Annotated in this window: 10 protein-coding genes; all 10 read left to right on the top strand. The window is 59.1% G+C overall.

Going from position 1 to position 12,431, the window contains the following annotated elements:
• The first annotated feature begins 116 nt into the window (after positions 1 to 116).
• The 10 genes from EI293_RS02210 to EI293_RS02165 all read left to right on the top strand — a co-directional run bounded on the left by EI293_RS02210 (position 117) and on the right by EI293_RS02165 (position 12,260).
• On the top strand, positions 117 to 638 hold the full coding sequence (locus tag EI293_RS02210; RefSeq protein ID WP_125435304.1) for a GNAT family N-acetyltransferase: 522 nt from the start codon (positions 117 to 119) through the stop codon (positions 636 to 638).
• Positions 639 to 860: 222 nt separating this feature from the next.
• Complete coding sequence (locus EI293_RS02205) at positions 861 to 2,096, top strand: glycosyltransferase family 1 protein (RefSeq protein WP_125435302.1); 1,236 nt, start codon at positions 861 to 863, stop codon at positions 2,094 to 2,096.
• Between the two features lie 77 nt (positions 2,097 to 2,173).
• Positions 2,174 to 3,352 (top strand): UDP-galactopyranose mutase, encoded by a 1,179-nt coding sequence (gene glf / locus EI293_RS02200; protein ID WP_125435300.1) that lies wholly within the window; start codon positions 2,174 to 2,176, stop codon positions 3,350 to 3,352.
• A gap of 274 nt (positions 3,353 to 3,626) precedes the next feature.
• Positions 3,627 to 4,271: a hypothetical protein gene (locus tag EI293_RS02195; protein ID WP_125435298.1), complete on the top strand. Its 645-nt coding sequence runs from the start codon at positions 3,627 to 3,629 to the stop codon at positions 4,269 to 4,271.
• A 192-nt stretch (positions 4,272 to 4,463) separates the two neighbouring features.
• Entirely contained in the window at positions 4,464 to 7,874 is a 3,411-nt protein-coding gene (gene secA / locus EI293_RS02190; RefSeq protein WP_125435296.1) for a preprotein translocase subunit SecA, read from the top strand.
• A gap of 171 nt (positions 7,875 to 8,045) precedes the next feature.
• The gene (gene deoC, locus EI293_RS02185) at positions 8,046 to 8,759 is read left to right on the top strand and encodes a deoxyribose-phosphate aldolase (RefSeq protein ID WP_246010508.1); all 714 of its coding nucleotides are present in this window, start codon (positions 8,046 to 8,048) and stop codon (positions 8,757 to 8,759) included.
• Positions 8,740 to 9,285, top strand: a complete 546-nt coding sequence (locus EI293_RS02180; protein ID WP_125435292.1) for a lipoprotein — start codon at positions 8,740 to 8,742, stop codon at positions 9,283 to 9,285. Before deoC ends, EI293_RS02180 begins: the two co-directional genes overlap by 20 nt.
• Before the next feature lie 208 nt (positions 9,286 to 9,493).
• Positions 9,494 to 10,705: a M20 metallopeptidase family protein gene (locus tag EI293_RS02175; protein WP_170170210.1), complete on the top strand. Its 1,212-nt coding sequence runs from the start codon at positions 9,494 to 9,496 to the stop codon at positions 10,703 to 10,705.
• Between the two features lie 86 nt (positions 10,706 to 10,791).
• A complete protein-coding gene (locus EI293_RS02170) occupies positions 10,792 to 11,616 on the top strand; it encodes a hypothetical protein (RefSeq protein ID WP_125435290.1) in 825 nt (274 codons plus the stop codon).
• A 209-nt stretch (positions 11,617 to 11,825) separates the two neighbouring features.
• Complete coding sequence (locus tag EI293_RS02165) at positions 11,826 to 12,260, top strand: Hsp20/alpha crystallin family protein (protein ID WP_170170209.1); 435 nt, start codon at positions 11,826 to 11,828, stop codon at positions 12,258 to 12,260.
• Positions 12,261 to 12,431 lie beyond the last annotated feature (171 nt).

Raw genomic sequence — 12,431 nt, 5'->3', positions numbered from 1 at the left:
GAAGCAGTTGTGTGGAATAGTATCGTAAATAAGAATACGTGCATAATCTCTAATCCGCGTAGCTACTCACTACTCACTACTCACTACTCACTACTCACTACTCACTACTCACCGTCATGCTCCGCTCCGACCTGATTTTCCTGCGCCCCCTGGAAGCCGATGACCTGGAGTTCCTGTACGCGCTGGAAAACGACCCGGCGGTGTGGGGCGTGTCGGACACGCTGGCACCCGTGTCGCGGCACGTGCTGCGGCAGTATCTGGACAGCGCAGCGGCTGATTTTTTTGAGGTGCGGCAGTTGCGCCTGGTTATCGTTGCCGCTGCTACCGGTGTGGCTGTGGGTACACTGGATGTATTTGGGTTCGAGCCGCTGCACCAGCGGGCGGGCGTGGGCATCACCATTCTGGCCGCGCACCGGCAACAGGGCTACGCCCGCGCCGCACTGGCCCTGCTGTTGCCCTACGCCCAGCAGGTGCTGCGCCTGCACCAGCTACACTGCACTATTGCCGCCGATAATACGACCAGTTTGCAGCTGTTTGCAGCGGCCGGGTTCCGGGAAGTAGGGGTGCGCCAAGAGTGGCTGCGCACGGCCGAAGGCTGGCAGGATGCGGTAGAAATGCAGCGGCTGTTGGGGAAGTAACCGAAGTGGAACAAGGGACGGCCCGGCGCGTAAAAAACCGTCCGACGGAACCATACCTCGAGAGCAGGAGTTGGGCTAACAATCTTAGTGAGTAGAAGCCAATTATTTTAGCGGAGCTCCTCAATACCCTTTTTCAGCTGCTGGCGTATAGTTCAGGGCCGTTTGGTAGGTGGTTTTGTGGCGCTTCCAGACTGGCATCTGCACCTTTCAATTCTTCCCTCTATGCCGCTGCCCTCGCCAGTGGAGTCACCCGTGCGTGCCTCCGCCGACCCGCAACCTGAAGCCGTTGTCGCCCCTGTTTCCGTTGCCTATTCGTTGCCCGATATCATCTGTTTTGCCCACCTGCATTGGGATTTTGTGTGGCAGCGGCCTCAGCACCTGATGTCGCGCTTTGCGCAGCAGGGCCGGGTGTTCTACGTGGAAGACGCCTTTTTCCACGCCGATGATTTGGTGGAGCCCCACTTGGAAATTAAGGAGCGGCAGCATGGTCTGAAGGTGCTGGTAGTGCATCTGCCTAACCACCTGCGTGGCCCCGAGCAGGAAGCCGCCGCCGACCAGGCCCAGTTTGAGGTGTTGAGCCATTACTTCGCCGAGCAGGGCATCAGCAATTACCTGTTCTGGTACTACACGCCCATGGCCCTGGGCAAGTCGCGCTTCTTCAAGCCGGCCCTCACCGTGTACGACTGCATGGATGAGCTGGCGGCCTTCAAGTTTGCGCCGCCCACGCTGCGCGAGCGGGAGCAGGAACTGTTCGAGAAGGCCGATCTGGTCTTCACCGGTGGCCACACGCTCTACGAAGCCAAGCGCCAGCAGCACCCCGACGCCCACCCGTTTCCCAGCAGCATCGACAAGGCTCACTTTGGGCAGGCCCGGCAGGAAATGCCTGAGCCGCAGGATCAGGCCGGTATTGTGCATCCGCGCATCGGGTTTTTTGGGGTGATAGATGAGCGGCTGGACATTGAGCTGCTCCGCCAACTGGCCGACGCGCACTCCGAGTGGCAGTTCGTCATTATCGGACCGGTGGTGAAGATTGACCCCGCCACGCTGCCCCGCCAGCAGAACGTGCATTACCTGGGCGGCAAAGATTACCAGGAACTACCCGCTTACCTGAGGGGTTGGGACGTAGCCACGCTGCTCTTCGCCGACAACGAAAGCACCAAGTTTATTTCGCCCACCAAAACTCCGGAATACCTGGCGGCGGGCCGCCCCGTAGTCAGCACGCCCATCCGCGACGTGGTGCGACCCTACGGCGACCTGAACCTCGTGCAGATTGCCAGCACCGCCGATGAGTTTGGCCGCGCCATCGAAAAGGCCCTGACCCAGACCCAGGATGCCGACTGGCGCCAGCGCACCGACGGCTACCTCGCCACCATCAGCTGGGACCAGACCTGGGACCAGATGGTAGCCCTCATGACCCACAAGCTCACGCCCGTCGCCGCTCCAGTTGTCGGTCGATAAGCCTCGTTACCTCGCCCTGTTTATCTACGACCCGCCCCGCTTCCCCATTCTTTCATCTCCCCCAAACACCGCTAGCTATGTTCGATTATCTCATCGTAGGGGCCGGTTTCGCCGGTAGCGTGCTAGCCGAGCGGCTGGCTACGCGTTCCAACAAAAAAGTGCTCATCGTGGACAAGCGCAGCCACATTGCCGGCAATGCTTTCGACCACTACAACGAGGATGGTATTCTGGTCCACAAATACGGCCCGCATATCTTCCATACCAACTCCAAGGAAGTATTCGAGTACCTCTCCAACTTCACCGAATGGCGCCCGTACGAGCACCGCGTTCTAGCCTCCGTGGATGGCCAGCTGGTGCCCATGCCTATCAACCTGGATACTATCAACAAGCTTTACGGCCTCTCGCTGAACAGTTTTGAGGTGGAGCAGTTCTTTGAGTCGCAGGCTGAGGATGTGTCCGTAATCCGCACCTCCGAGGATGTGGTGGTGAGCAAAGTGGGCCGCCAGCTGTACGAGAAGTTCTTCAAAAACTACACCCGCAAGCAGTGGGGCCTCGACCCCTCGGAGCTGGACAAATCGGTGACGAGCCGCGTGCCTACCCGCACCAACCGCGACGACCGGTATTTCACCGATACCTACCAGGCCATGCCGTTGCACGGCTACACCCGCATGTTCGAGCGTCTGCTGGACCACCCCAACATTAAGGTGATGCTCAACACCGACTACCACGATATCATCGACTTCATTCCCTTTAAGGAAATGATTTTCACCGGTCCAGTAGATGAATATTTCGACTTCCGCTACGGCAAGCTGCCCTACCGCTCCCTCGAGTTCAAGCACGAAACCCTGAACGTAGAGCAGCACTTGGCCGCGCCGGTGGTGAACTTCCCCAACGACAACCTCTACACCCGCATCACCGAGTTTAAGGCCCTCACCGGCCAGAAACATCCCAAAACGGCGCTGGTGTACGAATACCCGAAAGCCGAGGGCGACCCATACTACCCCGTGCCCCGCCTGGAAAACGCCGAGCTGTACAACCAGTACAAGAAGCTGGCCGACGAGACGCCCAACGTGCACTTTGTGGGCCGCCTGGCTACCTACAAGTACTACAACATGGACCAGGTAGTGGCCCAGGCCCTTACGCTCTACAAAAAGCTCACGGAGAAGGAGGAAAGCCTCAAGCCCAAAAAGCCCATTATTGTCGGCTCCACGTCCATCATGGATAAGTTGGTGCCCCGCGACCCGGCCAAGGAGTAATTGAGCAGCGGAGTAGTTTTTCCACCGACATACAACTGGCAAAGGAATGGCGCAGCCATTCCTTTCGCGTGCATCCTGAGCCCGCTTCCTGATATGGAGCGGGCTCTTTTCTGTTGAGCTGGCAAAGTAGAAATATCTGTTGGGTAAAAATTTGTTATATAAGCTTTTAAGTTGGTTTGGTGTGTTGCTGAAAAGTCGGATGTTACCAGCTTGTAGTTGGGAGAGAGGTGGAAGAAAAGCGTGATTTGCTACCGTATTAAACCTCTAGATTCTTATGAAGAATTTCCGTGCCCTTTGCGCCATCGTAGCCCTGAGCGGCGTAGCAGGTGCCTGTCAGAAATCTGAAGAAGGCCTGACGCTGGTGGAAGGCCAAGTCATCGAAATGCTAACCAACAAGCCGGTGCCTTTCGCTCAGATAGAAGTGAACGGCCAGGGCGGTAGTGGCCTGCACTCGGGATATAAGCCCGTAGCCGGTCCACAGCTGGCCGATGCCAATGGCCGTTTTAGTTTCCAGTTCGATGCGGCGGCTGGCACGTCCTACGTGCTGAAAGCCTACTCCAAGGCCGGACATGGCTCGCACTGGGGCGAAGAACCGAATGTGGAAGAAGGCCGAAAAAACCGTAACCTGGTAATTCCGGTAGCTGCGCCAGCTTGGCTGAAAATCCGCGTGGAGCCGAAGACTGGCCCCGTTCCCGACCAGATTTCGGTGTGGGGTCCTTGGTATGATCAGGGATACATATCAACCCTTGACCTGCGCCCCAAGGACTACGGCACCGTAAGTTACCACGTCGTGGATTCTACGTTGCCCAGCACAACTACCGTGAATTGGGAAGTGAATTTCGGCGGCAAACTCACCCGTTACCACCAGCCCTTCACGCTGCAGCCCTTCGATACCACGGAAGTGGTAGTACGCTACTAACGGTTACCGCATAAAGCCCCACTGCTCACCTGACAAGAAAGCCGAAACGGCAAACCCCGCACACTCTTTGAGGTGCGGGGTTTGTCGTTTCGGGGGCCGGGGCGACGTATTTGCGGCAAAAGCCCCGGGACATTCCCGAAAAACGCCGTAAATTTGAGTTGCGCCCCGGCGTTTCAATTAAGGTAAACCAGCATGTTTGATTTTCTAGGGAAAACCGTCGCCAAAATTTTCGGCTCCAAATCGGACCGTGATTTGAAGGAGATTGTACCGTATGTGGCGCTTGTAAACGCCGAATATGCCAAACTGGCACAACTCAGCGACGATGAGCTGCGCGCCCGCACCGATGAAGTACGGGCTCGTATCAACGCTCACCTGAAAGCCATCGACGACCAGATTGCCAACCTGCACAATCGCGTGAACGAGGACGTTTCGCTCGATGCCGTGCAGAAAGAGGAGCTGTTCGAGCAGATTGACGTGCTGGAAAAGCAGCGCAACAAGGAGCTGGAAGTGGTGCTGCTGGAAGTGCTGCCCGTGGGCTTCGCCATCTGCAAGGAAACCGCCCGCCGCTACACCCAGAACGGCCAGCTGACGGTTACCGCCACCGACTACGACCGGGAGTACGCCAGCCGCAAGCCCAACGTGCGCATCGAGGGCGATAAAGCCATCTGGAGCAACAAGTGGCTAGCCGCCGGGGCCGAGGTCACCTGGGACATGATTCACTACGACGTGCAGATTATCGGCGGCGTGGTGCTGCACCAGGGCAAGATTTCGGAAATGGCCACGGGCGAGGGCAAAACCCTGGTTTCGACCCTGCCGGCTTTCCTGAACTCGCTGGCCAAGCGCGGCGTACATCTGGTAACGGTGAACGACTACCTGGCCAAGCGTGACTCGGAGTGGAATGCGCCGCTGTTCGAGTTCCACGGTATTACCGTGGACTGCATCGACAAACACCAGCCCAACACCGACGCCCGCCGCAAGGCCTACCTGTCGGACATTACGTACGGCACCAACAACGAATTCGGCTTCGACTACCTGCGCGACAACATGGCGCGCGACCCCGAGGAGCTGGTGCAGCGCAAGCACCACTACGCCATGGTCGACGAAGTGGACTCCGTGCTGATTGACGATGCCCGGACGCCGCTCATCATCTCGGGCCCCGTGCCGCGCGGTGATGTGCACGAGTTCTACCAGCTCAAGCCCCGCATTCAGAAGCTGGTGGAAGCCCAGAAAAAGCAGGTGCAGAACTACTTGGTGGAGGCCCGCAAGCTCATCAAGGAAGGCAAAGACGGTCCCAAGGAAGGGGAAGGCGGCCTGATGCTGTTCCGCGCCCACCGCGGCCTGCCCAAGAGCAAACCGCTCATCAAGTTTCTCTCGGAAACCGGCATGCGCGCCGTGCTCCAGAAAACCGAGAACTACTACCTCCAGGACAACCAGCGCCAGATGCCCAAGGCCGATGAGCCGCTGTTCTTCACCATCGACGAGAAAAATAACCAAATTGAGCTGACCGAGAAAGGCGTTGATCTGATTACCGGCGAGGGCGAAGACCACAGCTTCTTCATCATGCCCGATATCGGCTCGGAGCTGGCCAACATCGAGAAGAACGAGGCGCTGACCGGCGAGGAAAAGCTGCACACCAAGGAAAAGGTGATGGACGACTTCCAGGTGAAGTCGGAGCGCATCCACACCATCAACCAGCTGCTGAAAGCCTACACCCTGTTCGAGAAAGATGACCAGTACATCCTCACCGACGACGGCAAGGTGAAAATTGTGGATGAGCAGACCGGCCGCGTAATGGAAGGTCGGCGCTACTCCGATGGCCTGCACCAGGCCATTGAGGCCAAGGAAAACGTGCGCGTGGAAGACGCCACGCAGACCTACGCCACCGTGACGCTGCAGAACTACTTCCGCATGTACCACAAGCTGGGCGGCATGACGGGTACGGCCGAAACTGAGGCCGGCGAGTTCTGGGAAATCTATAAGCTCGACGTGGTGGTAATTCCCACCAACCGCGGCATTGCCCGCAAAGACGAGCACGACAAAGTCTACAAGACGGTACGCGAGAAGTATAACGCCGTAGCCGACGAAATTCAGACTTTGGTGCAGGCCGGCCGCCCCGTGCTGGTAGGTACTACCTCAGTGGAAATTTCGGAGCTGGTAAGCCGGATGCTCAAGTTCAAAGGCATTCCGCACCAGGTGCTCAACGCCAAGCAGAACCAGCGCGAAGCCGAAATTGTGGCCGCCGCCGGCTACCCCGGCACCGTGACCATTGCCACCAACATGGCCGGCCGTGGTACCGACATCAAGCTGAAGGAAACCTCCAAGGAATCGGGCGGCCTGGCCATCATCGGCACCGAGCGGCACGAGTCGCGCCGGGTTGACCGCCAGCTGCGGGGCCGCGCCGGCCGCCAGGGCGACCCGGGCTCTTCGCAGTTCTTCGTGAGCCTGGAAGATAACCTGATGCGCCTGTTCGGCTCCGACCGCATTGCCAAACTCATGGACCGCATGGGTCTGGAGGAAGGCGAGGTGATTCAACACTCCATGATTACGTCCTCGATTGAGCGCGCTCAGAAGAAGGTGGAGGAAAACAACTTCGGCATCCGCAAGCGCCTGCTGGAGTACGATGACGTGATGAACGCTCAGCGCGAAGTGGTGTACAAGCGTCGCCGTAACGCTTTGCACGGCGAGCGGCTGGAGCTGGACATCTGGAACATGATCTACGACGTTTGTGAGGACATCGTGGTGGGCCACAAAGGCAACAACGACTTCGAGGATTTCAAGCTGGCCATCATCCGCGTGTTCGGCTACGATACGCACCTGACGGCCCAGGATCTGGCCGGTATGGCCGCCGGGCCGCTCACCCAGAAGCTCTACGACGAGACGCTGGGCTACTACCAGAGCAAGAACGAGTTCATCGGCAGCAACGCCATGCCGCTCATCACCGACCTGCTTAGCCAGAACGCGCCCTACGAGAACATTGCCATTCCGTTCACCGACGGCCGTAAGCAGATTCAGGCCGTGGCCAACCTGCGCCGCTCCCAGGCCACGCAGGGCCAGGAAATCATCCGGGGCATGGAAAAGGTAGTCGTGCTGTCGGTTATCGACGAGGCCTGGACCAAGCACCTGCGCGCCATGGACGACCTGAAGCAGGTGGTGCAGAACGCCGTGTACGAGCAGAAAGACCCGCTGCTGGTGTATAAGTTCGAGTCGTTCGAACTGTTCAAGCAGATGATCAGCAAGGTGAATGAGGACACCATCCAGTTCCTGTTCCGCGCCGACGTGCCCATGCAGGCCAGCCAGGACGGCAGCTACGACGAGCCCGAGTACTTCACCGAGGATGAGCTGCCCGTAGCCCCGCCCCAGCCCCGCCTGAAAGCCGAGAAGGAGGTTTCCTCCGTGTCTCTGGGGGCCGGCCCCGAGGACCTGGAGCAGGACGGCGCCATGACGGACGTGCTGGAAAAGCAGCAGCCCGCCAAGTCGCAGAAAGTAGCCAACCGCAACGATAAGGTGAGCGTTCAGTACATGGACGGCCGCATCGTGCGCGACGTGAAATTCAAATCGGTGGAAGACGACCTGCTCAACGACCGGGCCGTGCTAATCGACTAAGACCACTGATTACACGGATTTTTCGTAGATTTTTCAGATTTTGTAGACTACCTGTCCAACCGCCCCGGCCGCAACGCCGGGGCGGTTTTTTGTAGCGCGCAGCTCCGCTTCGCGCACGAGCGAAGCGAGTTCCTACGCGTGTGAGCCATACGCCCGTTACTCGCTTCGCTCGTGCGCGAAGCAGAGCTGCGCGCTACTCGTACCTTTGTGCCTGTGAACCTCGCCTCCTACATCGACCATACCCTGCTGAAGCCGGACGCCACGCCGGAGCAGATTGCCCGCCTCTGCCAGGAAGCGGCTCAGTACCGCTTTGCCAGCGTGTGCGTGCCGCCCTGCTACGTGCGCCAGGCCACGGAAGAGCTACACGGTACCGGCGTACCGGTGTGCACCGTCATCGGGTTTCCGCTGGGGTATGCGCTGGCCAAAGTGAAGTTCTTTGAAGCTCATCAGGCCCTGACCGATGGCGCGACGGAGTTGGATATGGTTATTAACGTGGGTGCTTTGAAAGCGGGCCGGCTGGAGGAAGTAGAAGAGGAAATCGGGCAGCTGGCCGAGCTGTGCCACCTGCGTGGGGCTTTGCTCAAGGTTATCATTGAAACCGCGCTGCTGACGGAGGCCGAAATCGTGACGGTTTGCCGGCTGTGCGAGGAGGCCGGGGCCGACTTCGTGAAGACGTCCACTGGGTTTGCCAGCCGGGGCGCGTCGGTAGCTGATATTGCCCTGATGCGCCGGTCGTTGCCGGAGCACATTCGTATTAAGGCTTCGGGCGGTATCCGGGAGCGGGCGTTTGCGCTGGCTTTGGTACAGGCCGGGGCCGACCGGCTGGGCTCCTCCAACAGTCTGACTTTGCTGCAAGAATCTACCCATGAAACATCTGCTACGTAACGTGCTGCTGCTGTCTGCTCTGTTTTCGCTCGGTGCCTGCGCCTCATCGGGCCCGGCCACGCCGGCCGCTTCCACCGCTCCTGATACTACCCGTAAAGCGGCCGTGACGGTGCCGGCCGAGGATCTGAGCCGCTACCGGCCTGCGTTTTCGGCCCCGAAAACTCCCGTAGCGCCGGTTACCCCGGCCCGCGTGGTTCCGCCTACTAACCACGTCAACGCCCAGGTAGAGCAGCGCCTCCGCGACCAGGCCTACACCAACCAGAACGTGAAGTATGCCCAGGGCTACCGGATTCTGGCTTACGTGGGCCTGGAAAAGGAGCAGGCCATGGCTATTCGTCGGTCCGTTATCAGCCGCTACCCCGAGGAAACCGACTACCTGACCTTCAAGCAGCCCATCTTCCGCCTCTGGGTGGGCGACTACCTCACGCGCCTCGACGCCGAACAGGCCCTGCTGCGGATTCGGGCCCTGGCCCCCAAGGCCGAACTGGAATCGGCCCAGGTAGTTATCAACAAAGCTGCTTATTGAGTAGTAAGATGTGCATACTGAATAGTGAGTTGTTCATCAGTCGTTTGAGGACTAAAAAACTGCCAAACAGCTCACTACTCACTACGCGTATCTCACTACTAAGAGGGCAACTGTCGGTACGCGCAGTGTTGCGGGTATCTCGGCCTGATTGACTGCCAATTGACTGCCGGCAATTGCTAACCGGCCCAAACCGTTTGCCTTTCCGCATATGCTGCATCTGATACCGCGCATCAAAACCCTGGCCGCCGAGGCCGCCGCCGATACTGTAGCCCTGCGCCAGCACCTGCACGCCCACCCGGAGTTGTCGTTTCAGGAGCACAACACGGCCGCTTTCGTCACGGAGCAGCTGCAGAAGCTGGGTCTCACGCCCCAGTCCATTGCTGGCACCGGCGTGGTGGCCCTCGTTGAAGGCCGCAACCCCGACCGGCGCACCGTGGCCCTGCGTGCCGACATGGACGCGCTGCCCATTACGGAGCAGAATGAGGTGGCCTATAAATCCACGAACCCCGGTGTGATGCATGCCTGCGGCCATGACGTTCATACGTCCAGCCTGTTGGGCGTGGCCCGCATTCTGGTGGCCTTGAAGGACGAGTTTGAGGGCTCGGTGAAGCTCATGTTTCAGCCTGGCGAGGAGCTACTGCCCGGCGGCGCTTCGCTGATGATACAGGAAGGCGTACTCGAAAATCCCAAGCCCGCCAGTGTACTGGGCCAGCACGTATTCCCACGCCTGCCCGCCGGCAAGGTGGGCCTGCGCGCCGGCCGCTACATGGCCAGCACCGACGAGCTGTACCTGACGGTGCGTGGCAAGGGCGGCCACGGCGCCATGCCCGAGCAGAACATCGACCCCGTGCTGGTGGCCGCCCACATCATTGTGGCGGCTCAGCAGATTGTGAGTCGTCGCGCCAACCCCAAGCTGCCGTCGGTGCTGTCGTTCGGGAAGGTCATTGCCCAGGGTGCCACCAACGTCATTCCGAACGAGGTGTACCTGGAAGGTACTTTTCGGACGCTGAACGAGGAATGGCGCAACGAGGCCCACGAGCACCTGCGCCGCCTCTGCGAGGGGCTGGCCGAGAGCATGGGCGCTACCTGCGAGCTGGAAATCCGGCGCGGCTATCCGTACCTGGAAAACGAGCCCGCTCTCACGGCCCGCACCGAGCAGGCCGCCGTGGAGTACTTGGGCCGCGACAACGTGGTGGAGCTGGACCAATGGATGGCCGCCGAGGACTTCGCCTACTTCAGCCAGGCCGCCAGCGCCTGCTTCTACCGCCTGGGCACCGCCGCCGCCGATGGCAGCGGCCGGTTCACCTCCAGCGTCCACACGCCTACCTTCGACATCGACGCCCAAGCCCTGGAAACCGGACCCGGCCTGATGGCTTGGCTGGCGTTGCGGGAGTTGAGGGAGGACACCGCCGCATCCTAACTATACTCATGCTGCGGCTCCGGTGGAGCGTCCCAGCTACCGGTTTCCTTTTTTTACCTGCGTACTGTCAGGCTCATCATTCCGCTATGCGTTCCATCGTTCTTTCGTTATCCGCGCTACTGGTCGTTACGGCCTGCTTTTCTGCTCAGGCCCAGCGCCGCACAAAGGGCGCTAGTGTGTTGCAGCCCCAGGCGCAGGTAGAGTTGCCGCTCAGTGGCAACGACTACCTATTTGGGGCTGTAAACTTGCAGCATTTCGATACTGATCTGGAAGGAACGCCTCTCTTTTCCGGCCAAGGGCTGCGCCTGGGCTACGAGCACTTTTTTAATGAGCAATGGAGCTGGGGAGCCGTGATAAACGGTCAGCGCGTGCAGAGCAATTCCCTGTATGCCGCCAGCAGCTACACGCATGTTTTATTGCCGGAAGTATTCGGGCGGCACTGGAACACGTTCGGTAGCGTCAATTTCCGGCAGCGCTTGGCTGTGGGCTACAACTGGCCGCTGGACGTAACCAACGCCGGTCGGTTCCTGGCCAGCCTCCGCCTCGATGTGGACCGGGTGTTTCCGCTGGGTAGTACGGGCTTTGCGCTGCGGCCCCGGGTAGCCTTCGAGCCGGTGGCGTACCTGCGCTTTCAGCGGGATGAGTTTGAAGCCAAGGAGCCGTTTCTTGATTTTTCGGAGCTGCGCGGGGAAGTGGGCGTACGCCTCTCGTCCCGCTTCGATTTCACCCCGTGGTTTGCCTGGCAGAATGCTTACAATATTGCCCTGCCCCAATACAACGCCGATGGCACGGTGAAAATACCGGGCGGTAACGTCCGCTTCGTACAGCCAACCCTGGGTCTGGATTTGCGTCTGACGTTGGGTAAGTCGGCTGGTTCGGCTGAACGTCGGCAGCTGCCGACGCAGTACTAATGTCATATTGTCGTGAAGCGATGGTGTTGTTAAAATGCGTTTAGGGATGTTTAAGCTAGTTTTGAAAGGTGTGAAGTGAAAAAACAGCACGGTCAAGTCACTGTTTAATGTCAATATGGCATCATAAGTTGATTGGTACAGAGTTTATAGAAGAAGGGTGTCACCACATGGTTGGTGATGATTATTCAACGCTAACTTCTCTTACAACCATGGCAACTCTGCTGTATAACAACCGTCCCGCCCGCGCCTTTAACTCAGTTCTCAATGAAATGCTGCGCGACACGCTGCCGACTCTCAACGAGCCCGTGAAAACCTTCGTGCCCCAGGCCGATGTGCTGGAAGGCCCCGCCGGATTCGAGCTGCACCTGCTGCTGCCCGGCGTGGCGAAGGAAGACGTGAAAATTGACTTTCAGGACAGCCAGCTTACCATTAGCGGCGAGCGGAAAGCCCCGGAAGCCGCCGACGAGCAGGCCCCGAAATTCCGCCGCGTGGAGTCGGGCTACGGCAGCTTCTCCCGCAGTTTCCGCCTCCCCGATACGGTGGACGTCACGGCCATTGAGGCCGAATTAACCAACGGTATCCTGCGCCTGCAACTGCCCTTCGACAGCAAAAAAGTAACGAAGCATCAGATTGAGGTGCGCTAAACCACAAAAAAGGGCACCCCACTGGGTGCCCTTTTTTGTGGTTTGCTTGTTGCTTACAGCAGGCATTGGCAGCGGAGAACCGGAATAATCTACCAACCGGCCGTTTTCCTCCTTCAACGGCCATGCAACCGGACACCAATCACCCGGTATCTGGCGTTAGGAGAACGTGAA

The sequence above is a fragment of the Hymenobacter perfusus genome (genome assembly GCF_003944765.1).
GTDB lineage: Bacteria > Bacteroidota > Bacteroidia > Cytophagales > Hymenobacteraceae > Hymenobacter > Hymenobacter perfusus.
The sequence above is the reverse complement of the archived record's forward strand: the minus strand, read 5'-3'. Positions and strand labels throughout refer to the sequence as shown.